A 23209-nucleotide genomic window follows, 5' to 3' on the forward strand; every position below is an offset into this window, starting at 1 on the left:
GAAGCCTCCTCACGCCGTGCCGCAGAGGACGCGCGCCACCTCCGGCGTCACCCACCCCAGCAGTGCGAACAGCGCCAGCCACACGGCCAGCATGAAGTGCCAGTAGCGCGCGCACAGCGCGATGCGCCATCCGGCCCGGGCGGGGTCGGCCCAGGCGACGCGCGCCGCCATCGCCCACCCGACCAAGCCGCCCGCCAGGTGCAGCCCGTGCATGGCGGTCAGCAGGTAGAAGAAGCTGCCCGACGGGTTGCCGGCCGGCAGCACCTGCGCGTGCGCCATCGCGGCCCAGGCCCACAGCTGCACGCCGAGGAAGCCCACGGCGCACAGGCCGCCGGCCAGCAGCAGGCGGCGCATGCGCGCCGGGTCCACGCGGCGCGAGGCAGCTTCCAAAGCCACGCTGCCCGCCGCCAGCAGCGCCGAGCTGAGCCACAGCTGCCACGGCAGCGCGAGCGCGACCGCATCGCCGCTGCTCATGCGCATCACGTAGGCCACGGTGAACAGGGAGAACAGCGCGGTGACCACGCCCATGAAGACCCACAGGCCGATGCCCGCCGCGCTGGCGTGCGCGTCGCGCAGCCGCACGTCGCGGGGCAGGCCGCGCAGGCGCAGGGCGGCGTCCGCGTTCATGCCGGTGCTCCGCGCGCGCCGCTCACCGGCACGTCGTCCTTGTCGTCACTGGCCTGCGGCGGCGCGTTTTGCGCGATGAAGTCTTCCGCTGCGCCCGGCACGCCGTAGGCGTAGGCCCAGCGGTAGGCCACGGGCAGCCGCGGCCCCCAGTTGCCATGGCCGGGCGGCGTCTCGGGTGTCTGCCATTCGAGCGAAGCGGCGCGCCACGGGTTGGCGCCGGCCGGCCGGCCGCGCCAGGCGCTCCAGGCCAGGTTGGCGATGAAGAGCAGCTGCGCCGCGCCGACCACCAGCGCGACCACGGTGATGAATTCATTCAGGCTGAAGGCCGACGGCGGAATGAACTTGTAGCCGTCGAAGTTGTAGTAACGCCGCGGCATGCCCAGCACGCCCAGGTAGTGCATGGGAAAGTAGATCGCGTAGGTGCCCAGGAAGGTGATCCAGAAATGCAGCCGCCCGATCCGGTCGTCCAGCATGCGGCCGGTGATCTTGGGGAACCAGTGGTAGATGCCGCCGAACACCACCAACAGCGGCGCCACGCCCATCACCATGTGGAAGTGCGCCACCACGAAGTAGGTGCCCGACAGCGGGATGTCCACGCTCACGTTGCCCAGGAACAGCCCCGTGAGCCCGCCGATGACGAAGGTGCACACGAAGGCCAGCGCGAACAGCATCGGCACCGACAGGTGGATGTCGCCGCGCCACAGCGTGAGCAGCCAGTTGTAGACCTTGATCGCGGTGGGCACCGCGATGACCAGCGTGGTGGTGGCGAAGAAGAAGCCGAAGTACGGGTTCATGCCGCTCACGAACATGTGGTGCGCCCACACCACCACGCTGAGCCCGCCGATGGCCACGATGGCCCACACCATCGTGCGGTAGCCGAAGATGCGCTTGCGCGCGTGCACGCTGATGAGGTCCGACACGATGCCGAAGGCCGGCAGCGCCACGATGTAGACCTCGGGGTGGCCGAAGAACCAGAACAGGTGCTGGAACAGCAGCGGGCTGCCGCCCTTGTGGCCCGACAGCTGCCCCATCGACACCAGCGCCGGCATGAAGAAGCTGGTGCCCACCGTGCGGTCCAGCAGCAGCATCACGCCGCTGACGAACAGCGCCGGAAAACCCAGCAGCGCCAGCACCGTGGCCACGAAGATGCCCCACACCGTGAGCGGCATGCGCAGCAGCGTCATGCCCCGGCAGCGCGCCTGCAGCACGGTGGTCGCGTAGTTCAGGCCGCCCATGGTGGTGGCCACGATGAAGATCAGCAGCGACACCAGCATCAGCACGATGCCGCCGCCGTGGCCCGGCGTGCCGGGCAGAATCGACTGCGGCGGGTACAGCGTCCAGCCCGCGCCCGTGGGGCCGCCCGCGACGAAGAAGCTGGCCATCAGCACCACCACCGACAGCAGGTAGACCCAGAAGCTCAGCATGTTGAGGTAGGGGAACACCATGTCGCGCGCCCCCACCATGAGCGGGATCAGGTAGTTGCCGAAGCCGCCGAGGAACAGCGCCGTGAGCAGGTAGATCACCATGATCATCCCGTGCATGGTCACGAACTGGTAGTAGCGCTCGGCGTTGATGAACTCGAACTGGCCCGGAAACCCCAGCTGCAGCCGCATGAGGTTGGACAGCACCAGCCCGACCACGCCCACCGCGATGGCGGTGCAGGCGTACTGCACGGCGATCACCTTGTGGTCCTGGCTCCAGACATAGCGGCGCAGGAAGCCCTGCGGCGCCGCGTGGCCAGCGTCGTCGTGCTCGTCGTCTTGAGTGAGCGCAGAAGAAGTCATCGCGCGGCCTTCTGTTCGGTGGCAGCCTGCGCCGGCGGGCTGCCCAGACTCTGGATGTAGGCCACCAGCGCGGCCAGCTCCTCGTCGCTCAGGTCGATCTTCGGCATCACCGGCGGGAAGCCCTTCACATGGCGCGCCTGCGGGTCGCGGATGAAGCTGCGCAGGTAGGCCTCGTCGACCAGCGCGGTGCTGCCGTCGGCCATCGACTCGTTCTTGCCATACAGGCCCTTCCAGGTCGGCCCCACGCGTGTGCTGCCGTCGATGGTGTGGCAGGCCACGCAGCCCTTGGCGTCGGCCAGCGCGCGGCCCTGGTCGACGCGGCCGCCACCGCCGGCCGGTGCCTGGGCAGCCTGCGTCGCCTTGGCCGCTTGCGCCAGCTGCATCGCGCCGAAGGTCGGCAGCGCCGTGCGCCACGCGTCGTAGGCCGCCGCGTCCTCCACCACCACGAAGCCGCGCATGTTCGGATGGCCCACGCCGCACAGCTGCGCGCACAGCGCCTCGTAGCGGCCCGCGACGGTGGGCGTGAACCAGAAGCGGCTCACCTGCCCCGGCACGATGTTCATGCGGGCGCGGATGGGCGGCACGAAGAAGTCGTGCAGCACGTCGTGGGAGCGCATCAGCACCAGCATCGGCTGGCCGATCGGCAGGTGCACCTCGTCGCCGGGGACCAGCAGGTCGTCCAGCCCCGCCGCGTCGGCCGGGTCGAGCCCGAAGGGGTTGGCGGCGCTGACGAAGCGCGCGTCGGTCGCGCCCAGCTTGCCGTCCGCGCCGGGCAGGCGAAAGCGCCACTGCCACTGCTGGCCCAGCACCTCGAGCACGCGCGCGTCATGCGGCGTGCGCACGTAGTTCGCGTACACCACGAGGCCGGGCGCCAGCAGCGCCATGATGCCGACGGTGGTGCCGCCGATGAGCCAGCGCTCCAGCGTGCGGCTCTCGGGCGCATGCGGCGCCACGCGGCGCCCCTCGCGGTGGCGAAAGCGCACCACGGTGTAGGCGAGGAACAGGTTGATGACGACGAAGAACAGGCCCGTGATGAGCAGCGTGATGGTCAGCGTGTCGTCCATGCGCTGCCAGTTGGAGGCCAGCGGCGTCGTCCACCACGGGTTGACGGCGTGGAACGCCACCGAGGCCACCACGATGAGCAACAGGACGACGGCGATGGTCATGTGCTGCGCTCCCTGGGGTGGCCATCGTGGGGTCCGGGAGTCGCATGCGCGGCGGCTTCAGCGGATCGCCGGGATCCGCGGCTCTTCGCCCTCGAAGCGGGCCTCGGGGTGCGTGGCCTCCAGCATCGCCTCGACCTCGCGCACGCGCGCGGGCGGCAGGTCGACCATCAACAGGACCTGGCCCTGCGCGATGGCGCTCTCGAAGCGCGCCAGCCGCGGGCTCGGGATCGACACGCCGACCATGGTGGCCGACCAGGCGCCCACCACGCCGCCCAGCAGCGCCAGGCCCACGGCCACGGCCCATTCGGGCTCGTCGCCGAACACAGGGAACAGCAGCGCGGCCAGCAGCCCGACGACCACGCCGCAGGCGGTGCCGAGCACCCAGCCGGTCTTGGCGGCGTGAACGAGGTCGGAGGTCTGCCAGACGTTGGCCGCATGGAGCCCGGCCATGTCCTGGCCTTCGCGTGCGGCGAAATGCAGGTGCGCGATGTCGACACGCGCCTGCAGCAGATCGTGCATCGCCTGCCTGGCACTCGCCAGGTCCGGCAACAGCCAATAGATGCGTCTTTTCACGGCGCCTCCTTTCCGTCTTGCGACGAGCAAGAGACCATGCTTGAGTTATAGGCTCAACAAGGGCCGCATTCAAGTCGGCGCGCCATCGGGACCGACCCGGTGAGTACGGAAGTTCGTCGGTTTCCAGAAGGGCAATTGCACTGAATAATCCGCCGCTCCAGGCCCCCACGGCCTCATGAAAAACAAGAAGGAGCAGACGACATGCGCATGGAGCGAGGCCCCCGGTTTTCCCACTTTTCTCGGTTTTCTTTTCCCCGCCGTCATCCGGCATCCCCCCTTCCCTGGCTCGCGGCCGCCCTTGCAGGGCTCGCAGGCGGCGCCGCGCACGCGGCCTGCGGCCCCACCGCCACGCCGGTCACCGGCGACACCGTGGTCTGCGACGGCACCACGACCGTATCGCCCAGCGTGATCGCCACGCCGGGCAGCACCGGCGTCACCATCACCGTGAACAGCGGCGCCACGCTGACCACCAACGCCACGCAGGCGCTGCTGGTGCGCGATGCGAGCACCATCACCAACAACGGCACCATCACGGTGTCGGGCGGCTCGGGCTCGGCGCGCGCGGCGATGGTCGCCACGGGCAACGACAACACGCTGACCAACAACGGCACCCTGAGCACCACGAGCAGCGGCACCGCAGGCATCCTGGTGACGTCGAACAGCAGCACGCGCACGCGCATCACCAACAACGGCAGCATCGTCACCACGGGGGGCAGCTCGCACGGTATCTCTTTGCTGGGCCCGGGCAACACGGTGATCAACAACGGCAGCATCTCGGCCATCGGCAGCTCGGCCAAGGGCGTGTACCTGCAGGGCGGCAACCTCGTGGCCAACCTGCTGGTGAACACCGGCAGCATCGCCACCACGGGCGCCAACTCGCCGTCGGGCGGCGCCGACGCGGTGCATGCGAACACGCTGGGCGGCACCTTCTTCTCGCGCGTGGAGAACCGGGCCGGCGCCACGCTCTCGAGCGCCAACGGCTACGGCTACCGCGGCCAGAACGGCAACGACGTGCTGGTCAACGCCGGCACCATCGAAGGCCACGGCGGCACCGCCAGCACCGACGCGATCTACATGGGCGCGCTCGGCAACGGCACGCTGATCCTGCAGACCGGCTCGGTCATCAAGGGCGGCGCCGACGGCGGCGTCGGCAAGACGGCCAGCACCTTTCTCGAAGGCAGCGGCACGGTCGACAACGCCTTCCGCAACTTCCAGCACCTGACGATGCGCGGCGCCGCGTGGTCGTGGCAGACCGACGCGAGCTTCTCGGATTCGATCCGCGTCGAGTCCGGCCGCTTCACCCTGCCCGCCACGCTGACCAGCCCCGTCATCACGGTGTTGCCCGGCACCACCGTGGCCGGCACCGGCACCTTCGCGGGCAACGTCACCAACCAGGGCACGCTGCTGCCCGGACCGAACGACGGCGTCGGCTTCGGCGCCTTCACGGTGCGCGGCAACTACGTGGGCGGCAGCGGCGCGCTGCTGCAGGTCAACGCCGTGCTGGCGGGCGACAACGCACCCTCGGACAAGCTGGTGATCGACGGCGGCGCGGCCACGGGGTCCACCGGCCTGCGCGTGGTGAACCGCGGCGGCCTGGGCGCGCCCACGCTGGCCGACGGCATCCTGGTGGTGCAGGCCGTCAACGGCGGCACCACGGCCGACCACGCGTTCTCGCTGACCCAGGCGGTGGAGGCCGGCGCCTACAACTACCGGCTGTTCCGCGGCGGCGCGACGGGCAGCAACCGCGACAACTGGTACCTGCGCAACAACGGCTATCTCGTGGGCGGCACCGTGGTGGGTTCGCTGGAGGAAGCCGCCGAGGTGATCGCCGAGACAGGCTCGCCGGCGACGGTGGAGCAGGTCAAGCTCTACCGGCCCGAGGTGCCGCTGTACAGCGCCCTGCCGATCGCCGTGCGCCGCCTCGGGCTGGCGCAGCTGGGCACCTTCCACGACCGGCAGGGCGACGCCCAGCTGCTCGCGGACGGTGAAGGCCGGCAGGCCTCGTGGGGCCGCGTGTTCGGCGAAAGCACGCGGCAGCGCCTGCGCGGCGATGCCAATCCGCAGTTCGACGGCAGCGTGAGCGGCCTGCAGCTGGGCCACGACTTTCTGGCGGCCACCGACAGCGCGGGCGGACGCCACCGCGTCGGCGTGCTGGGCGGCTACACGCGGGCCAGCGGCCACGCGAGCGGCGTCGCCGGCGGCGCCACCAACGAGGCGGCCGGCCGGCTCACCGTCGAGGGCTACAGCCTGGGTGCCTACTGGACCCGCATCGCGAGCAGCGGCTGGTACAGCGACGCCGTGCTGCTGGCCACGCGCTACAAGGCTGATGCGCGCTCCACCCTGGGGCGCGGCGGCCGCCCGCACGGCACCAGCGTGACCGCCTCGCTCGAAGCCGGCTACCCGCTGGCGCTGAGCGACACCGTGACGCTGCAGCCGCAGGTGCAGCTGATCTGGCAGCGCAGCTCGCTCGACGACTTCGACGACGGCCTCTCGCGCGTGCGCTTCCAGCGCGACAACGCCGTCACCGGCCGGCTGGGCGCGCGGCTCGAAGGCCGCTTCGAGGCAGGCGGCGGCGTCTGGAAGCCCTACCTCAAGCTCAACCTGTGGCACACCTTCAGCGGCAGCAACGCGATCTACTTCGGGCCGAGCGACCGGGTCACCAACCGCCGCAACGCGAGCGCGCTCGAAGTGGGCGGCGGCATCGTCGGGCAGGTGAACAAGACGCTGTCGGTCTACGGCGGCCTGGCCTACACCAGCGCCATCGGCATCACCGAACAGACCGGCGTGCAGGGCCAACTGGGGCTGCGCATGCGCTGGTGACCCCGGGGCGCCGGGCGCCCGGACGGCTCGACTTTTGACCGTCCGGGCAAATTTGATGGCATGCGGTTTGCTTGATAAAGATCAACGGGTATCCACGGATAGCCAGTCTTTTTTGACCGTATGGATAATTTAGCCCATCATCCCGTCCGCCCGCCACGAGGTACACCCCGATGAATCACCCCCCCTTGCGCAGCCGCTTCTGGTCCGACCTGACCAGTGAAGAGTTCTCCCGCCTCGACCGCGAACGGCTGATCGCCGTGCTGCCGGTGGGAGCGACCGAACAGCACGGCCCCCATTTGCCGATGTCGACCGACACCGCCACCATCGACGGCATGGTGCGCGCCAGCCTGCCCTACCTGCCCGACGACCTGCCGGTGCTGTTCCTGCCCACCGTGCCCTACGGCAAGAGCAACGAGCACTCGCGCTACCCGGGCACGCTCACGGTGTCGGCCAACACGCTGATCTCGCTGTGGAAAGACGTCGGCGCCTGCGTCGCCAAGGCCGGCGTGCGCAAGCTGGTGCTCTACAACAGCCACGGCGGCCAGATGAGCGTCATGGACATCGTGGCGCGCGACCTGCGCGAAGAGCACGACATGATGGTCGTGGCCGCCAACTGGTACACGCTGGGCCTGCCCGAGGGCCTGTTCACCGCGCACGAAGGCAAGCACGGCATTCATGCCGGCGACCTCGAGAGCTCGGTGATGCTGCACCTCACGCCCGATTACGTGCGCAAGGATCAGTTCCAGAACTTCGGCTCCATGACCGAGCAGCTGGCCGCCGAGAACAAGTTCCTGTCGATCACGCCCAGCGGCAAGCTCGGCTGGCAGATGCACGACATCAACCCGGCCGGCGCCGCCGGCGACGCCACCCGCGCCAGCGCCGAGAAGGGCGCCGCGGTGCTCGACCACGTGGGCCGGCGCTTCGTCGAGCTGCTGCACGAGATCGACCGCTTCCCGCTCTCGCGCCTGGCCAACGTTCCGGCCTGGCGCTGACGCCAAGGAGTCCCATGGAAAGCACCACGCCATCCACGCCGCCCCTGGTCCGCCTGCGCAACGTCGGCAAGCGTTTTGCCAACGGCACGCTCGCCCTGCAGGGCATGACGCTCGACATCGGCGAGCACGACTTCGTCAGCTTCCTGGGCCCCTCGGGCTGCGGCAAGAGCACCGCACTGCGGCTGATCGCCGGGCTCACGCGCATCAGCTCGGGCGACATGCAATGGTCGGGCGCCAACACCGGCAGCGCCAAGGACAGCAAGAGCGACCGCGACCTGGGCTTCGTGTTCCAGGAGCCCACGCTCATGCCCTGGACCAAGGTGTTCGACAACGTCTGGCTGCCGCTCAAGCTCGCGGGCATGAGCCGCGACGAAGCCGCGCCGGTGGTGCAGCACGTGCTGGAGCTGGTCGGCCTCTCGCGCTTTGCCGACGTGTACCCGCGCGAGCTCTCGGGCGGCATGAAGATGCGCGTGTCGATCGCGCGCGCGCTGGTCACGCACCCGCGCCTGCTGCTCATGGACGAGCCCTTTGCCGCGCTCGACGAGATGACGCGCATCAAGCTCAACAACGACCTCTTGGCCATCTGGCGCGAGCACCGTTTCTCGATCGTGTTCGTCACGCACAGCGTGTACGAGTCGGTGTATTTGTCGAACCGCATCGTCGTGATGGCGGCGCGCCCGGGCCGCGTGATCGACGAGATCGCCATCGACGAGCCCTACCCGCGCGGTGAAGCCTTTCGCACCTCCAGCCGCTACAACGCGCACTGCACGGCTGTTTCGCAATCTCTGCACGGAGCGCTCCATGGCCTCGACATCGACCATTGAAACCGTGATGCCCCTCGACACCACCAACGAAGCCACGCCGTCCGCCGAGACGCTGCGCGCGCACGAAGACAAGCTGCGTCGGCGCGAGGCCACGCTGCGCATCGTCGTGCCGGTCGTCATCGTCGCGGCGCTGCTGCTGGTGTGGGAATGGATGGTGCGCGCCAACGACATTCCGCACTACATCCTGCCGGCGCCCTCGCTCATCCTGCGCACGCTGTTCGACAACTGGGGCTCGCTCTCGGGCGCGCTGTGGTTCACGGTGAAGCTCACGCTGCTGGCGCTGGGCGCCGCCATCGTCGGCGGCGTGCTGCTGGCGATTGCCTTCGCGCTGTTCAAGTGGGTGGAAATCGGCCTGTTCCCGATCGCCGTGATCCTGCAGGTGACGCCGATCATCGCGATCGCGCCGCTGATCCTGATCTACGTGTCGAGCACCACCGCGGCGCTGCTGCTGTGCGCATGGATCGTGGCCTTCTTCCCCATCCTGTCGAACACCGTCATCGGCCTGAAGAGCGCCGACAGCAACCTGCGCGACCTGTTCCAGCTGTACAAGGCCTCGCCCTGGCAGACCTTCCGCTACCTGCTGGCGCCCAGCGCGCTGCCGTACTTCATGGCGGGCCTGAAGATCGCCGGCGGCCTGAGCCTGATCGGCGCGGTGGTGGCCGAGTTCACGGCCGGCACGGCGGGCAAGGAAACGGGGCTGGCCTCGCGCATCCTCGAATCGAGCTTCCGCACCGAGATCCCGATGATGTTCGCGGCGCTGCTGCTGGTGTCGCTGCTGGGCATCGTGATCTTCATCGTGTTCGCCGCCCTGTCGCGCCTCGTGCTCGGCCACTGGCATGAAAGCGAAATGCGCCGTGAACGCTAGAACCCCGCTGTCCACCGTCGACTGGGATGCCGTGCGCGAGGACCTGCGCGGCCTGAACGTGATCGCCACGCCCAGCCAGCGCAAGCAGCTGTCGAAGGACTTCTACTGGTACAGCCCGATCCTCACGGCGCAGCTCGCGGGCTGCGTGGCCGACCTCGTGGTCAAGGTCAGCACCGAGGACGACGTGCGCCAGGCCGCGGCCGTGGCCGCCAAGTGGAAACTGCCGCTCACCGTGCGCGCCGGCGGCACCGGCAACTACGGCCAGTGCGTGCCGCTCGAAGGCGGGCTCGTGCTCGACGTGACGCAGATGTGCCGCGTGCTCGACCTGGCCGACGGCCGCATCCGCGTCGAGGCCGGTGCGCGCATGCACGACATCGACCTGGCCGCGCGCGAGACCGGGCAGGCGCTGCGCATGTGGCCCTCGACCTGGCACGTGGCCAGCATCGGCGGCTTCATCGCGGGCGGCTTCGGCGGCATCGGGTCGTTTCGCCACGGCATCCTGCGCGACCCCGGCAACCTGCTGCGCGCGCGCGTGATGACGGTGGAGCGCGAGCCGCGCGTCATCGAGCTGGTCGGCGACGAGATCCAGCAGGTGCACCATGCCTACGGCACCAACGGCGTGATCCTCGACGTGGAGGTGGCGCTGAGCCCGGCGGTCGACTGGGTGCACTGCACGGCGCTGTTCGACACCTACCGCGGCGCGCTCGACTTCGGCATCGCCGCGCAGGCGCCCTCGCTGGACATCTTCCTGCTGTCGACCGTGGAGGCGCGCTTCTCGCCCTACTACACGGCCATGGGCGATCGCTTTCCGCCCGACCGGCACGCGGTGTTCACCATGGTCTCGCCCGAATCGATGGCCGAGTTCCGCGCGCTCGCGGCGGCGCACGGCGGCACCCTGTCGGTGGCCGGCACCGAGGCCGAACTGCAGGCCGAGGGCCTGCCGCCGGCCTACGAGTGCGCCTTCAACCACACGACGCTGCAGGCGCTGAAGGCCGACCGCAGCTGGACCTACCTGCAGGTGGCCTACGCCCAGCCCTTCGACCCGGCCGTGGTCGAGCGCCACATGCAGATCTTCGGCGACGACGTGCTGCAGCACCAGGACTTCGCGCGCGCCAACGGCCAGTGCGGCACCTTCGGCATCCTGCTCGTGCGCTGGAAGGGCGAGGCCCACCAGTACGAGGTGATGCGCGAGATCGAGTCGCAAGGCGGCGCGCAGATCTTCAACCCGCACGTCTTCACCATCGAGGACGGCGGCATGAAGACCATCGACACGCAGCAGATCGAGTTCAAGAAGCGCAGCGACCCGATGGGCCTGATGAACCCCGGCAAGACGCGCGGCTGGACGCCCGACATGGCCGTCGAGCGCTGAAAAACAATTAGTCTTCGCATCCCGTCCCCACCCCAACCTCCACAGGAGTCCGTCCCCATGCGCATCCCCGCTTTCTCTCTTCGGCCGCTGGCCTTCGGCCTGGCCCTCGCAGGCGCCGCCTTCGCCGCACAGGCCCAGGACAAAGTGGTGTTCGCCACCAACTGGAAGGCGCAGGCCGGCCACGGCGGCTTCTACCAGGCGCTGGTGGACGGCACCTACAAGAAGTACGGGCTCGACGTGGAAATCATGCAGGGCGGCCCGATGGTCAACAACCGGCCCATGCTGCCGGCCGGCAAGGTCGACTTTTTGATGACCGGCAACCTGCTGCAGTCGTTCGACAACGTGAAGAACGGCGTGCCCACCGTGGTGGTCGCGGCCATCTTCCAGAAGGACCCGCAGGCCATGTTCGCCCACCCGGGCCAGGGCTACGACTCCTTCAAGGACATGACCAAGGCGCCCGTGGCCTTCATCGGCAAGGACGGCCAGTTCAGCTTCTGGCAGTGGATGAAGTCGGAGCACGGCTTCAAGGACGCGCAGCTCAAGCCCTACACCTTCAACGTGGGCCCGTTCCTGGCCGACAAGAAGTCCATTCAACAGGGCTACGCCATCTCGGAACCGCTGTCGATCAAGGCCCAGGCTGGCTTCGACCCGGTGGTGCACCTGCTGGCCGACCACGGCTTCTCGACCTACGCCACCACCATCGAGACCCGCGCCGACCTGATCAAGACCAAGCCCGAGACGGTGCGCAAGTTCATCGAGGCCTCGATCGTCGGCTGGAACAACTACCTCTACGGCGACAACAAGGCCGCCAACGAGCTCATCGCCAAGACCAACCCCGACGCCACGCCGGCCGCGCTGCAGGGCTCCATCGATCTCATCAAGAAGATGGGCATCATCGACAGCGGCGACTCGCTCACCAAGGGCATCGGCGCCATGGACGAGGCGCGCGTGAAGGACTTCTACGACAAGATGGTCAAGGCCGGCCTGTACAAGTCGGGCGAAATCGACCTGTCGAAGGTCGCGACCACGCAGTTCGTCAACAAGGGCGTCGGTGTCGACGTTCGCATGAAGCTCACCGGCAAGTAATTCGCTTCGTTTTTTCCCGTGGGTCGCGCGGGGCTTGCGCCGGGGTCAGATGCCGGCGCCTGGGTTGCCATAAGGCACTGCGCGGCCTTTGTTCCCTTGGGCTCTGACCCCGTCTCGCCGAACAGGCGAACCGGCCCGAACCATGAAAACGCTCGTCGTCCATTGCCATCCGAACCCTGACAGCTTCAACCACGCGCTGTACCGCACCGCCCTCGAGGCCCTCACGCCGCGACACCCCGTCAAGGCCATCGACCTGTACGCCGAGGGCTTCGACCCGACGCTGACACGCGAAGAGCGCATCGCCTACCTCGACAACCCCGAACTGATCCGCGAACGCGTGAAACCCCACGTCGAAGCGCTGCTGTGGGCCGAGCACCTGGTGTTCGTCTACCCCACCTGGTTCCATGGACCGCCGTCCATGCTCAAGGGCTGGCTCGAGCGCGTGTGGCTGCCGGGCGTGGCCTTCCTGCCCGCCGAGCGCAAAGGGCAGCTGGCCAAGTCGGGCATGCGGCACATCCGCCGGCTGACGGTGGTGACCACGGGCGGCTCGCCGCGCTGGTTCGTGATGGCCATCGGCGACCCGGGACGGCGGCTGTTCACGCGCGCGCTGCGGGCGTTGTTCGCGTGGCGCTGCAAGGTGACGTGGCTGCAGCTGCACGACATGAACGCCGTCACCGACAGCGACCGCACCCATTTCATCGCGCGCGTGGCGCGCACGCTGCACAACATCCAGTAGACACGCAGGGAGACACACACCATGAGCCTCGAACGCACGCTGACCGTCCGTGTCGAACGCATCTCGCGGCAGACGCCGGAAATCCTGGCCTTCGAGCTGGCGCATCCGTGGGGCCGGCCGCTGCCCGGCTACGAGGCCGGCGCGCACATCGACGTGCACATGCCCGGCGGCTTCTCACGCCAGTACTCGCTGGCGCGCGCGCCCTCGGGCAGCGGCGGCTACGTGATCGGCGTGAAGCGCGAGCACGCGAGCCGCGGCGGCTCGGCCTCGATGCACGAGCGCGTGCGCGAGGGCGACCTCATTGCGATCAGCGCACCGCGCAACACCTTCCCGCTGCGCGCCGAGGCCCGCCGCCACCTGCTGCTGGCCGGCGGCATCGGCATGACGCCGCTGCTGGCCATGGCGCAGGCGCTGGCCGCGCGCGGCGCCGACTTCACGCTGTGCGTGTTCGCGCGCAGCGAGGAGCACCTGGCCTTCGCCGAGGCGCTGCACGCGCCCGCGCTGGCGCCGCACCTGAAGCTGCACCTGGACCAGGGCGATGCGACGCAACGCATCGACCTGCGCGCGCTGCTGGCCGAGCGCGCGCCCGACACCCACCTGTACGTGTGCGGCCCCGGCGGCTTCATGCAGGCGGTGCGCGAGGCCGCCGCGCACTGGCCCGAGGACGCGCTGCACACCGAGTACTTCGCCGCGCCCACCGGCACGGCCGCCGCCACCACCGGCCTGCCCTTCACGCTGAAGCTGGCGCGGCGCGGCATCGAGGTGCCGGTGGCGGCCGACCAGACCGCGGTCGACGCATTGCACGAAGTGGGCATCGACATTCCCGTGTCGTGCCAGCAGGGCCTGTGCGGCACCTGCGTGGTCGAGGGCGACGGCAACGGCGCCGAGCACCGCGACTTCTGCCTCACGGGCACCGAGCGGCGCACCAAGGTGGCGCTGTGCTGCTCGCGCGCCAAGGGCCCCGACCTGGTGCTGCAGCTGTGAGCGTGACGGACACCGACAGCGAAGCCCCCGCCACGCGCGGGCGTTCGCGCAAGTACACGCAGGTGCTGGGCCTCATCAACCAGGCCGCCATCGAGGTGTTCGCCAGCGAAGGGCTGGCCGGCGCCTCGACGCAGGCCATCGCCGACAAGGCGGGCCTGTCGAAGGCGCAGCTGCACTACTACATCGAGAGCAAGGAGGCGCTGTACCGCCAGGTGCTGCAGGACATCCTGACCGACTGGATCGTGGTGTTCGGCTTCAGCGACGAGGCCTTCGGCCCGCGCAAGGTGCTGGGCGACCTGATCCAGCGCAAGATGATGTTCTCGTTCGAGCACCCGCTGCGTTCGCGCATCTTCACCGCCGAGATGATGCGCGGCGCGCCCGTCATCAACAGCATGATGGACACGAGCAAGCAGCGCACCGACCAGGCCGCCGCGGTGATCCAGAACTGGATGAACCAGGGCCTGATGGACACCGCCGACCCGATGCTGGTGCTGTTCCACATCTGGGCCGTGACGCAGTTCTACGCCGACCACGCCACGCAGGCCGCCTACTACCGCAACACGGCGCAGCAGGGCGAGGACAAGGACCGCCGCTACCTGATCGAGCAGGTGACGGAGTTTCTTTTGAAAGGCGCGGGCGTCAAGTAGCGCTGCGCAGGGGGAGGTACATGGTGGCTTCGACTTCCACCAGCACCTCGTCGCCCGGCAGGAAGCGCGACACCTCGACCACCGTGCTCACCGGCGGCTCGCCCGGATAGAACAGGCCGCGCACGCGGTTGTAGAAGGCGTAGTGCGGCAGGTGGCGAAAGTACTGCACCAGCTTCACCACGTCTTCCATGGTGCCGCCGTGCTCGGCCGCGATCTGGCGGATGCGCTCCAGCACGAACCAGCTCTGCGCCACGATGGGCGCCTCGAAGATGTCGACCGACATCTGGCCCGTGGCGTAGCCCACGCCCTGCAGCGCGGTGCGGGCTTCTTCCGGGATGGCGTCGTAGCCCGCCACCGCACGGCGCGTGGCCGGGTCGACGGCGACCACGCCGCTCATGAAGACGAAATCGCCGACGCGCTTGGCGGCGGCATAGTTGGCCATCGGCTTGCCCATGCTCATGGTGTGTTCTCCAGTGCCCGGCCTGCGCGGTAGACGGTGCGTTGCCGTCCGCGCGGGCCGATGAGTTCGTGTTCGTCGGTGGCGGCCAGCACCACCAGGTCGGCCGGGCAGCCCGGCGCGATGCGGCCGTCCCACGCGAGGCCAAGCGCCTTCGCGGGGTTCACGGTGATGGTGTCGAGCCAGTCGGCGGCAGGCGCCAGGTGCGCCATCTGCACGCCCAGGCCGAAGGTCTCGAGCAGGTCGTAGCTGCCGTAGGGATAGAAGGCGTCCTGCACGTTGTCGGTGGCCAGGCTGGCGCGCAGGCCGTGTGCCGCAGCCTCACGGATGCGCGTGATGCCGCGCGCCACGGGCGTGCGGTCCCACGCGCCCTGCAGGTAGAGGTTGGTGGTCGGCAGCGCGACCAGGTGCAGCCCGGCGCCGGCGCACAAGGTGAGCGTTTCGGCGGCCACCGCATCGTCCTGCACCGAGAGCGAGCAGGCGTGGCCGCAGACCACGCGGCCCTTGAAGTCGCGCGCGCGCACCAGCTGCGCGATGCTGCGCAGGCCGCTGGCGTCGGTGTCCAGGCCTTCGTCGACGTGGAAGTCGAGCCCCAGCCCGTGCTGCTGCGCGAGGTCGAACACGCGGCCCAGCTTGGCGAAGAGGCCGTCGTTGCGGTAGATGAAAGCACCCAGTGAACCGCCCGCGCGCTTCACGTCGCGCGCGATGCGCTCGCCGGCGGCGAGGTCGGCGAACACGTCGAGGGGCACGAGCGCGACGAACTGCAGCTCGATGCGGCCGGCCCACTCTTCGCGCAGCGCCTCGAACACGGCCAGCGCGGCCGGCGGTTCGGGCTCGACCCAATCGAGGTGCGTGCGCAGCGCGCGCGTGCCGGCGCGCCAGGCCTCGTGCAGCGCGCGCTCCATGCGCAGGCGCAGCGAAGCGCCGGTCCAGCTCGCGCGGTGGCGGCCCATGCGCTCGATGGCGGTGAACAGGTCGCCCTGCGCGGCGCCGACGTCCTGCACGGTGAAGTTCTTGTCGATGTGCGCGTGCGCCTCGACAAGCGCGCTCAGCAGCGTGCCGCGCGCCTGCGTCTGCGAGGCGCTGGGCGCGATGGCCGCGACCTTGTCGCCGTCGAGTGTGACGTCGAAGACCTGCGCATCGCCCGCTGCGAAACCACGCAGCGGCGCGGGAATGCGCAGCGCTTCGAGCGTCGTCATGCGCGCTGGCGCCAGTCGCGCAGCCAGCCCAGGCCGGCCGAGGTGCCGCCGGGCTCCATGCCGCGGCGCGGGCGGTACTCGCAACCAACCCAGCCCTGCCAGCCGCACTGGGCCGACACCTCATCGATCACGCCGAAGAGGTAGTCGTAGTTCTGCTCGCCCACATCGGGCTCGTGGCGCTCGGGCACGCCCGCGATCTGCAGGTGGCCGACGCGGCCGGTCGGCAGGTACTGGCGCAGCTTCATCGCCACGTCGCCCTCGACGATCTGGCAGTGGTACAGGTCCATCTGCACCTTGAGGTTGGCGGCGCCGACCGTCTCGACGATCTGGTGCGCGTGGTCCTGCCGGTTGAGAAAGAAGCGCGGGATGTCGCGCGTGTTGATCGGCTCGATCAGCACGTCGCGCCCGGCCTTCGCGGCCTCGGCCGCGGCCCAGCGCAGGTTCTCGACATAGACGGCCTCTGCCGCCTCGCGCGCGAGGCCTTCGGGCACGAGGCCGGCCATGACGTGGATGCGCGGGCAGTCGAGCGCCACGGCGTAGTCGATGGCCTTGGCGATGCCTTCGCGGAACTCGCCCTCGCGCCCCGGCAGGCAGGCCAGGCCGCGCTCGCCGCCGGCCCAGTCGCCGGGCGGGCCGTTGAACAGCACCTGCTGCAGGCCGTTGTGCTTCAGGCGGGCGACGATTTCCTCTTTCGAGAAGTCGTAGGGAAAGAGGTACTCGACAGCCTGGAAGCCGTCTTTCGCGGCGGCGTCGAAGCGGTCGAGAAATGCGAGCTCCGGATAGAGCATCGAGAGGTTGGCGGCGAATTGGGGCATGGGGTGTTTGTACTACCAGCGCGCACCGAAAGTGCGGCGCAGTTCATCGATCTGGTCGGGGGTGAGCGGTGCGGGCCGGGTGGCCTGCGTGAGCAGCTGCAGACGGGCGGTTTCTTCCAGCTCTTCGAGCACGGCCATCGCGGCGGCCGGCGTCTCGTGCCAGACGTTGGGGCCCAGGCGCGCGAGCATCGCCGCGCGGATCGGCGTGCCGGCCGCGCCGTAGCGCGCGATGGTCTGCGCCACCTGCTCGGCCGCCTCGGGCGCACCGGGGCGGTGGTACGGGATGACCGGCACATGGCCGACCTTCATCACGAAGTAGGGCGTGAGCGCGGGCAGCAGTTCGGCTTGCGGGTTGCCCAGGGTCAGGGCCACGCAGTGCGTGCTGTGCGTGTGGATCACGCAGGCCGTGGCGGCATCGAAGCCGCGCGCGGCGGCGTAGATGCGCGTGTGCAGCGCGATGGTCTTGCTGGCACGGTCGCCGCCGGTCTGCTGGCCTTGGGCATCGAGCCGTGCGAGCCGCGCGGGGTCGAGAAAACCCAGGCAGGCGTCGGTCGGCGTGATGAGGAAACCGTCGTCCAGCCGCACGCTGATGTTGCCGGCCGTGGCGTGCACATAGCCGCGCTCGAACAGGCTGCGGCCGACACGGCAGATTTCGTCGCGGGCTTCGTTCTCGGTCATGCGAGCACTGTAAAAGCTTTGGTGAAGAAATCGTCGCTGCCGAAGTTGCCCGACTTCAGCGTGATGTGCAGCCCGGCTTCGGGCGCCGCGTCGCAGCGCGCATGGCACCACGGCACGCCGGGGTCGATCTGCGGACCGATCTGCATCTGCGCGATGCCCAGCGCCTGCACGCAGGCGCCCGAGGTTTCGCCGCCGGCCACCACCAACTGGTGCACGCCGCGCTCGACCAGGCCGCGCGCAATGGCGGCGATGGTGCGTTCGACCATGGCGCCGGCTTCTTCCACGCCGAGCCGCCCCTGCACCGACTTCACGGCGCCGGCTTCGGCGGTCGAGTAGACGAGCACAGGGCCTTGGTCGATCAGCGGTGCGGCCCAGGCCAACACTTCGGCGGCCACGTCCACGCCCGCCGCGATGCGCAGCGGATCGATGGCCATGGCCGCGCCGCCGCGCTGGATGAAGTCGAGCACCTGCCGGTTGGTGGCGAGCGAGCAGCTGCCCGACACCACCGCCGTCTTGCCGCCGGCCTTCGGCAATGCGCTGGCCTGCGACGACGGCGCGAGGCCGAAGTTGGCCGGCAGGCCGATGGCCACGCCCGAGCCCGCCGTGAGCAGCGGCAGCTTCGCGAGCGCCGGACCCATGCGCAGCAGGTCGTCGTTCGACACGGCATCGACGATGGCGATCGACACGCCCTCGGCCTTCAGCTGCGCGATGCGTTCTTCGATGGCCGCTGCGCCGCGTGCGACCACCGCGTGGTCGATGAGCCCCACCTTGCGCGTGCACTGCGCCTGCAGCACGCGCACGAGGTTGGGGTCGGTCATCGGCGTGAGCGGATGGTTCTGCATGCCGCTCTCGTTGAGCAGCACGTCGCCCGCGAACAGGTAGCCCTTGAACACGGTGCGCTTGTTGTCGGGGAAGGCGGGCGTGGCGATGGTGAAGTCGCAGCCCAGCGCGTCCATCAGCGCCTCGGTCACGGGGCCGATGTTGCCTTGGGCCGTGCTGTCGAAGGTCGAGCAGTACTTGAAGTAGATCTGCTGCGCGCCCTGCGCCTGCAGCCAGCGCAGCGCATCGAGCGACTGCGCGATGGCCTCGGCCGGCGCGATGGTGCGCGACTTGAGCGCGACCACCACGGCATCCACGTCGGCATCGAGCGGGGCGGCGGGCACGCCGATGGTCTGCACCACGCGCATGCCGGCGCGCACGAGGTTGTTGGCCAGGTCGGTGGCGCCGGTGAAGTCGTCGGCGATGCAGCCGAGCACGAGCTTCGCCATCGCTCAGCCCTTCAGCGCCAGCGTGACCGCCTGCGCGTTCTCGCGCACGTAGTCGCGCAGGATGGCGTCGAAGCTGGCGTCGGCCTTCAGGCCCAGCGCCTCGGCGCGCGCCGCGTGGATGCGGCTGGGCCAGCTGGTGACGATCTTCGCGATGGCGGCGTCGGGCTCCCAGTCGATGAGGGCGGTGGCTTCGGTGCCGGCGATGCGCTCGAGCGCCTGCGCCATCTCGCGCACGGTGGTGGTCAGCGCGGGCAGGTTGACCGCGGTGCGCGCGCCCCATTCGGCTGCGCCGGCGGTGGCCGCGCGCACGATGCCGGCGACGGTGTTGCCGGGCGAGGCCAGCGCGACCGGCGTCTCGGGCGCCACGGGGCAGCGTGCGCGCACGCCGGCCAGCGGCTCGCGCAGCATGCCGCTCAGGAAGCTGGAGGCCGCGCCGTTCGGGCGGCCCGGGCGCACCGACACCGTCATGAGCCGCACGTTGCGGCCCTGCACGAAGCCCTTGCGCGTGTAGTCGGCCACCAGTTGCTCGCCGATGAATTTCTGGATGCCGTAGCTGTTCTGCGGCGTGGGCAGCGTGGTGTCCTCGATCACCGCGGGCAGGCGCTGCTCGGGCGAATCGCCGAACACGGCGACGGAGCTGGAGAACACGAACACGGGCGCATGGCCCGCGCTGCGGCAGGCGTCGAGCAGGGCGCGCGTGGTGTCCAGGTTGCTGCGCATGCCAAGGTCGAAGTCGGCCTCGCACTCGCCGCTCACGGCGGCGGCGAGGTGGAACACGGCGTCGGTGTCGGCCAGCGGCAATGCGCCGTTGGCAGCCTGTTCGTACAGGTCGCCCTGCACGAACTGCACGCGGGCGTCGGCTGCGAGGTCGGCGGGCGGCGGCACGCGGTCGGCGAGCGTGATGCGTGCGATGTCTTGAGGCTGGCCGCCGGCCAGTGCGAGCGGGCCGCCGGCGAGCAGGGTGCGGGCGAGGCGGGCGCCGAGGAAGCCGCAGCCGCCGGTGATGAGAACGTTCATGGTGTGTGTCTTTCCTGGGTCGGTGGAGCGCAGAGGCCCAATGCTATTTTTTCCCGGCGGGCAGTTCGATGCCCGGGAAGATCTTGATGACCGCGCTGTCGTCTTCGCGCGCGAAGCCGGCCGTGGAGGCCTGCATGAACATCTGGTGCGCGGTGGACGACAGCGGCAGCGGAAACTTGCTCGCGCGCGCCACGTCGAGCACCAGGCCCAGGTCCTTCACGAAGATGTCGACGGCCGACAGCGGCGTGTAGTCGCCCGCCAGCACGTGGGCCATGCGGTTCTCGAACATCCAGCTGTTGCCGGCGCTGTGGGTGATGACCTCGTACAGCGCATCGGGGTTCACGCCCTCGCGCAGGCCCAGTGCCATGGCCTCGGCCGCGGCGGCGATGTGCACGCCGGCCAGCAGCTGGTTGATGACCTTCACCTTGCTGCCCGCGCCGGCCGAATCGCCCAGGCGGTAGACCTTGGCGGCCATCGCGTCGAGCATGGCGCCGGCCTTCTCATACGCCGCGGGGGTGCCGGCGGTCATCATCGTCATCTGGCCGCTCGCGGCCTTGGCGGCGCCGCCGGAGATCGGCGCGTCGAGGTACAGGATGCCCTGCTGCGCCAGGCGCGCCTCGAGCGCCACCGACCAGTTCGGGTCGACGGTGGAGCACATCACGAACAGGCTGCCGGGCTTCATCGACGCCGCGCAGCCGGGCGTGGTGCCGTCGCCGAACAGCACCGACTCGGTCTGCGCCGCGTTGACGACCACGCTGACCACGATGTCGCACTGCGCGCCGAGCGCGGCCAGCGTGTCGCAGGCGGTGCCGCCTTCGCGCGCGAAGGCTTCGGCGACGCCGGGGCGCACGTCGAACACATGCGGCGCATGGCCCGCGCGGCGCAGCGATTGCGCCATGCCGCTGCCCATGGCGCCCAGGCCCACGAGGCCGACGACGGGGGTGTTGTTGGAAGAAGAAGTCATGTCGTGCGTCCTTCGATCAGCGATTGACGAGTTGCTTCGGGGTGAGCCACACGCCGATGGCGCCGAGCACCAGCGCGCCGGCCAGCACGTACATGCCGATCTGCGTGCTGCCCGTGAGGTCCTTCAGGTAGCCGATGAGGTACGGGCTCACGAAGCCCGCGAGGTTGCCCACCGAGTTGATGACCGCGATGCCGGCGGCTGCCGCCGTGCCCGAGAGGAAGGCGGTGGGCAGCGACCAGAACAGCGGCGCGCAGGTGAGCACGCCGGCCGCGGCGAGCGACAGGAAGGTCAGCGACACGACCGTGTTCTGCGTGTACGAAGCGGCCACGGTGAAGCCCACGGCGCCCATCATCGCGGGGATGATCAGGTGCCAGCGGCGTTCGCGGCGCGCGTCGGCGCTGCGCCCGAACAGGTTCATCGCGACGATCGCGCACAGGAACGGAATGGCGCTGAGCAGGCCGATGTTGAAGTTGCCCTGCACACCCGTGGCCTTCACCAGCGTGGGCAGCCAGAAGGTCAGCGCATACTGGCCCATGACGAAGGCGAAGTAGATGAGCGCCATCCACCACACGCGCGCGTCGCGGAACATCGCGCCCACCGAGTGCGGGCCCTTGGCGCCGTGCGCCTGGTCGCGATCGACCTCGCGCTGCAGCAGCTGCTTCTCTTCGGGCGAGAGCCAGCGCGCGTGCTTGATGCCGTTGTCCAGGTAGAACAGCACCATCACGCCCACCAGCACGGCGGGAATGGCTTCGATGATGAACATCCACTGCCAGCCGTGCATGGCCGATACGCCGTGGAAGGCGTCCATGATCCAGCCCGACAGCGGGTTGCCGAAGATGCCCGCCACGGGAATCGCCGACATGAACACCGCGATGATCCGCGCGCGCCGGTGCGACGGGTACCAATGCGTCAGGTACAGGATCACGCCGGGGTAGAAGCCCGCCTCGGCCACGCCGAGCAGGAAGCGCAGGATGTAGAAGCTGGTCGGCGTTTCCACGAACACGAAGCAGGCCGACAGCAGGCCCCAGGTGATCATGATCCGCGCGATCCACACGCGTGCGCCCACGCGGTTGAGCAGCAGGTTGCTGGGCACTTCGAACAGGAAGTAGCCCAGGAAGAAGATGCCGGCACCGAGGCCGAACACGGTTTCGCTGAAGCCGAGGTCCGCGCCCATCTGCAGCTTGGCGAAGCCGACGTTCACGCGGTCGAGGTACGCGACCACGTAGCACAGCATCAGGAAGGGCACGAGGCGCCAGAACACCTTGGCGTAGGCGCGTTTTTCGAGCGCGGCGTCGGGCGCGTCAGCCGCGAGGGGCGCGCCGGCCTGGAGGGTGGAAGTCATTGGGAGGGAGTCCGCTGGATGAAAAAACGGGGCCGTCCCGTCACCTTGCGGCGCGGCGGCCCCTTACTTGTCAGGTCATCATACAAATTTAAGACAAGCTCCCGGATACGGGATAACCCGCACATTCTGCCCTCTTCAGAAAACCGTAAGCGTGGGCTTACTTGCCTGCCGGCCAGCCTTCGACCAGGGGTCGGGCGAGCTGGGCGCCTTCCTGCTGCCAGAAGGCCGGGTCGGCCTGCTCGATGCGGCGGATGGCGTTGTCCATGTGGGCCTTGGCAGCTTCGCGCGCGGCCAGCGGGTCGCCGGCGTCGATGGCCTCGACGATGCGCGCATGTTCCTGCGCCACTTCGCGCACGAAGTCGGCACGGCGCGCCTCGTTGGCGCGCGTGACGCGGGTGGCGCCATGCAGGAACTGCCGCAGGTACTGCAGCGTGCCGATCAGGAAGGGGTTGCGCGCGGCCTCGGCGATGGCGCGGTGAAAGCGCACGTCCTCGTCAGCCCCGTTGCCGCCCATCGACACCGCCGCGTGCAGCGCATCGATGGCGTCGCGGATGCGCAGCATGTCCTCGGGCGTGCGGCGCTCGGCCGCAAGCGCGGCCACCTCGGCCTCGAGCGCGCGGCGCAGCTCGACCATCTGCACCACCGCTTCGCGCGAGGCCACGTGCGGCATCTCGAAGCGCAGCGGTTCCACGCCGGCAGCGCGCACGTACACGCCGCTGCCCTGGCGCGAATCGACCAGTCCGAGCGACTTCAGCCGCGACACCGCCTCGCGCACCACCGTGCGGCTCACGCCGAACTGGGTGGCCAAGGCGGTCTCGGTGGGCAGCCGGTCGCCTTCCGACAAGCGCCCGCTGCGCACCTCGGCCACGAGCGCTTCCGCCACCTGGTCGGCCAGGCGGACGGCGGGAGCGAGGGACTGGAAACGGGCGGTCATGGGCGCGGGAAGGCGGTGGGGCCTGCGACTCTAACGCAGGCACCGCACCGTCACGCCGCATG

22 protein-coding genes are annotated in these 23209 nt (G+C 69.5%); 9 read left to right on the forward strand and 13 right to left on the reverse strand.

The features are described from left to right. Positions 1–9: 9 nt before the first annotated feature. Genes AC1RGU_RS23970 through AC1RGU_RS23985 form a run of 4 tightly spaced genes read right to left on the reverse strand, consistent with a single transcriptional unit; the run spans position 10 to position 4150 of the window. The gene (locus AC1RGU_RS23970; RefSeq protein ID WP_307637684.1) at positions 10–627 is read right to left on the reverse strand and encodes a cytochrome c oxidase subunit 3 family protein; all 618 of its coding nucleotides are present in this window, start codon (positions 625–627) and stop codon (positions 10–12) included. Next, positions 624–2411, reverse strand: coding sequence for a cytochrome c oxidase subunit I (locus AC1RGU_RS23975; RefSeq protein WP_492698385.1), 1788 nt, complete (start codon positions 2409–2411; stop codon positions 624–626). The genes AC1RGU_RS23970 and AC1RGU_RS23975 overlap by 4 nt, the downstream gene beginning before the upstream one ends. Then, the gene (locus AC1RGU_RS23980) at positions 2408–3577 is read right to left on the reverse strand and encodes a c-type cytochrome (RefSeq protein ID WP_492698387.1); all 1170 of its coding nucleotides are present in this window, start codon (positions 3575–3577) and stop codon (positions 2408–2410) included. The genes AC1RGU_RS23975 and AC1RGU_RS23980 overlap by 4 nt, the downstream gene beginning before the upstream one ends. A gap of 57 nt (positions 3578–3634) precedes the next feature. Then, the gene (locus AC1RGU_RS23985; RefSeq protein WP_095950478.1) at positions 3635–4150 is read right to left on the reverse strand and encodes a DUF1269 domain-containing protein; all 516 of its coding nucleotides are present in this window, start codon (positions 4148–4150) and stop codon (positions 3635–3637) included. Positions 4151–4351: 201 nt separating this feature from the next. On the opposite strand from AC1RGU_RS23985, the gene AC1RGU_RS23990 reads away from it, so the two are divergent. From AC1RGU_RS23990 to AC1RGU_RS24030, 9 genes are all read left to right on the forward strand, one after another. After that, complete coding sequence (locus AC1RGU_RS23990; protein WP_492698389.1) at positions 4352–6970, forward strand: autotransporter family protein; 2619 nt, start codon at positions 4352–4354, stop codon at positions 6968–6970. A gap of 170 nt (positions 6971–7140) precedes the next feature. Beyond that, positions 7141–7962 carry a creatininase family protein gene (locus tag AC1RGU_RS23995; RefSeq protein ID WP_307695222.1) on the forward strand — a complete coding sequence of 274 codons (822 nt, stop codon included), beginning with the start codon at positions 7141–7143 and terminating at the stop codon, positions 7960–7962. Between the two features lie 14 nt (positions 7963–7976). Continuing rightward, complete coding sequence (locus AC1RGU_RS24000) at positions 7977–8786, forward strand: ABC transporter ATP-binding protein (RefSeq protein ID WP_062479639.1); 810 nt, start codon at positions 7977–7979, stop codon at positions 8784–8786. Then, complete coding sequence (locus AC1RGU_RS24005) at positions 8764–9651, forward strand: ABC transporter permease (RefSeq protein WP_174250296.1); 888 nt, start codon at positions 8764–8766, stop codon at positions 9649–9651. The genes AC1RGU_RS24000 and AC1RGU_RS24005 overlap by 23 nt, the downstream gene beginning before the upstream one ends. After that, entirely contained in the window at positions 9623–11020 is a 1398-nt protein-coding gene (locus AC1RGU_RS24010; protein ID WP_492698391.1) for an FAD-binding oxidoreductase, read from the forward strand. The genes AC1RGU_RS24005 and AC1RGU_RS24010 overlap by 29 nt, the downstream gene beginning before the upstream one ends. Before the next feature lie 57 nt (positions 11021–11077). Beyond that, on the forward strand, positions 11078–12106 hold the full coding sequence (locus tag AC1RGU_RS24015; RefSeq protein WP_492698393.1) for an ABC transporter substrate-binding protein: 1029 nt from the start codon (positions 11078–11080) through the stop codon (positions 12104–12106). Positions 12107–12248: 142 nt separating this feature from the next. Further along, the gene (locus AC1RGU_RS24020) at positions 12249–12842 is read left to right on the forward strand and encodes an NAD(P)H-dependent oxidoreductase (protein ID WP_139700783.1); all 594 of its coding nucleotides are present in this window, start codon (positions 12249–12251) and stop codon (positions 12840–12842) included. Between the two features lie 21 nt (positions 12843–12863). Further along, positions 12864–13826 (forward strand): PDR/VanB family oxidoreductase, encoded by a 963-nt coding sequence (locus AC1RGU_RS24025; protein ID WP_492698395.1) that lies wholly within the window; start codon positions 12864–12866, stop codon positions 13824–13826. Next, on the forward strand, positions 13823–14473 hold the full coding sequence (locus tag AC1RGU_RS24030; RefSeq protein ID WP_489060683.1) for a TetR family transcriptional regulator C-terminal domain-containing protein: 651 nt from the start codon (positions 13823–13825) through the stop codon (positions 14471–14473). Before AC1RGU_RS24025 ends, AC1RGU_RS24030 begins: the two co-directional genes overlap by 4 nt. On the opposite strand, the gene AC1RGU_RS24035 is transcribed toward AC1RGU_RS24030, so the two are convergent. From AC1RGU_RS24035 to AC1RGU_RS24075, 9 genes are all read right to left on the reverse strand, one after another. Beyond that, positions 14466–14933 carry a RidA family protein gene (locus tag AC1RGU_RS24035; protein WP_354348046.1) on the reverse strand — a complete coding sequence of 156 codons (468 nt, stop codon included), beginning with the start codon at positions 14931–14933 and terminating at the stop codon, positions 14466–14468. The two genes, AC1RGU_RS24030 and AC1RGU_RS24035, sit on opposite strands and share 8 nt — an antisense overlap. Further along, on the reverse strand, positions 14930–16129 hold the full coding sequence (locus AC1RGU_RS24040) for an amidohydrolase family protein (RefSeq protein WP_492698398.1): 1200 nt from the start codon (positions 16127–16129) through the stop codon (positions 14930–14932). Before AC1RGU_RS24040 ends, AC1RGU_RS24035 begins: the two co-directional genes overlap by 4 nt. Beyond that, complete coding sequence (otnI, locus tag AC1RGU_RS24045) at positions 16126–16944, reverse strand: 2-oxo-tetronate isomerase (RefSeq protein ID WP_307582214.1); 819 nt, start codon at positions 16942–16944, stop codon at positions 16126–16128. Before otnI ends, AC1RGU_RS24040 begins: the two co-directional genes overlap by 4 nt. Before the next feature lie 12 nt (positions 16945–16956). Beyond that, entirely contained in the window at positions 16957–17622 is a 666-nt protein-coding gene (locus tag AC1RGU_RS24050; RefSeq protein WP_492682193.1) for a class II aldolase/adducin family protein, read from the reverse strand. Next, the gene (otnK, locus tag AC1RGU_RS24055; protein WP_492698400.1) at positions 17619–18890 is read right to left on the reverse strand and encodes a 3-oxo-tetronate kinase; all 1272 of its coding nucleotides are present in this window, start codon (positions 18888–18890) and stop codon (positions 17619–17621) included. The genes AC1RGU_RS24050 and otnK overlap by 4 nt, the downstream gene beginning before the upstream one ends. Before the next feature lie 3 nt (positions 18891–18893). Beyond that, positions 18894–19907, reverse strand: coding sequence for a D-erythronate dehydrogenase (gene denD / locus AC1RGU_RS24060; protein ID WP_492698402.1), 1014 nt, complete (start codon positions 19905–19907; stop codon positions 18894–18896). 43 nt (positions 19908–19950) lie between these two features. Then, entirely contained in the window at positions 19951–20871 is a 921-nt protein-coding gene (ltnD, locus tag AC1RGU_RS24065) for an L-threonate dehydrogenase (protein ID WP_492698404.1), read from the reverse strand. 16 nt (positions 20872–20887) lie between these two features. Then, on the reverse strand, positions 20888–22213 hold the full coding sequence (locus AC1RGU_RS24070) for an MFS transporter (protein ID WP_487847631.1): 1326 nt from the start codon (positions 22211–22213) through the stop codon (positions 20888–20890). A gap of 157 nt (positions 22214–22370) precedes the next feature. Further along, entirely contained in the window at positions 22371–23147 is a 777-nt protein-coding gene (locus AC1RGU_RS24075) for a FadR/GntR family transcriptional regulator (protein ID WP_070063260.1), read from the reverse strand. Positions 23148–23209: the final 62 nt, after the last annotated feature.

Source organism: Variovorax sp. GW823-FHT02B07, from assembly GCF_058797695.1.

Bases quoted from the DNA above. Each gene is read 5' to 3' on its own strand.
- denD (WP_492698402.1), bottom strand. From the start codon at position 19,907: ATGAACGTTCTCATCACCGGCGGCTGCGGCTTCCTCGGCGCCCGCCTC.
- AC1RGU_RS23990 (WP_492698389.1), top strand. From the start codon at position 4,352: ATGCGCATGGAGCGAGGCCCCCGGTTTTCCCACTTTTCTCGGTTTTCT.
- AC1RGU_RS24035 (WP_354348046.1), bottom strand. From the start codon at position 14,933: ATGAGCATGGGCAAGCCGATGGCCAACTATGCCGCCGCCAAGCGCGTC.
- AC1RGU_RS24000 (WP_062479639.1), top strand. From the start codon at position 7,977: ATGGAAAGCACCACGCCATCCACGCCGCCCCTGGTCCGCCTGCGCAAC.
- AC1RGU_RS24050 (WP_492682193.1), bottom strand. From the start codon at position 17,622: ATGACCGAGAACGAAGCCCGCGACGAAATCTGCCGTGTCGGCCGCAGC.
- AC1RGU_RS23975 (WP_492698385.1), bottom strand. From the start codon at position 2,411: ATGACTTCTTCTGCGCTCACTCAAGACGACGAGCACGACGACGCTGGC.
- AC1RGU_RS24015 (WP_492698393.1), top strand. From the start codon at position 11,078: ATGCGCATCCCCGCTTTCTCTCTTCGGCCGCTGGCCTTCGGCCTGGCC.
- AC1RGU_RS23970 (WP_307637684.1), bottom strand. From the start codon at position 627: ATGAACGCGGACGCCGCCCTGCGCCTGCGCGGCCTGCCCCGCGACGTG.
- AC1RGU_RS24070 (WP_487847631.1), bottom strand. From the start codon at position 22,213: ATGACTTCCACCCTCCAGGCCGGCGCGCCCCTCGCGGCTGACGCGCCC.
- AC1RGU_RS24025 (WP_492698395.1), top strand. From the start codon at position 12,864: ATGAGCCTCGAACGCACGCTGACCGTCCGTGTCGAACGCATCTCGCGG.
- AC1RGU_RS24010 (WP_492698391.1), top strand. From the start codon at position 9,623: ATGAAAGCGAAATGCGCCGTGAACGCTAGAACCCCGCTGTCCACCGTC.
- AC1RGU_RS24020 (WP_139700783.1), top strand. From the start codon at position 12,249: ATGAAAACGCTCGTCGTCCATTGCCATCCGAACCCTGACAGCTTCAAC.
- AC1RGU_RS24075 (WP_070063260.1), bottom strand. From the start codon at position 23,147: ATGACCGCCCGTTTCCAGTCCCTCGCTCCCGCCGTCCGCCTGGCCGAC.
- AC1RGU_RS24005 (WP_174250296.1), top strand. From the start codon at position 8,764: ATGGCCTCGACATCGACCATTGAAACCGTGATGCCCCTCGACACCACC.
- AC1RGU_RS23995 (WP_307695222.1), top strand. From the start codon at position 7,141: ATGAATCACCCCCCCTTGCGCAGCCGCTTCTGGTCCGACCTGACCAGT.
- otnI (WP_307582214.1), bottom strand. From the start codon at position 16,944: ATGCCCCAATTCGCCGCCAACCTCTCGATGCTCTATCCGGAGCTCGCA.
- AC1RGU_RS24040 (WP_492698398.1), bottom strand. From the start codon at position 16,129: ATGACGACGCTCGAAGCGCTGCGCATTCCCGCGCCGCTGCGTGGTTTC.
- AC1RGU_RS23980 (WP_492698387.1), bottom strand. From the start codon at position 3,577: ATGACCATCGCCGTCGTCCTGTTGCTCATCGTGGTGGCCTCGGTGGCG.
- ltnD (WP_492698404.1), bottom strand. From the start codon at position 20,871: ATGACTTCTTCTTCCAACAACACCCCCGTCGTCGGCCTCGTGGGCCTG.
- otnK (WP_492698400.1), bottom strand. From the start codon at position 18,890: ATGGCGAAGCTCGTGCTCGGCTGCATCGCCGACGACTTCACCGGCGCC.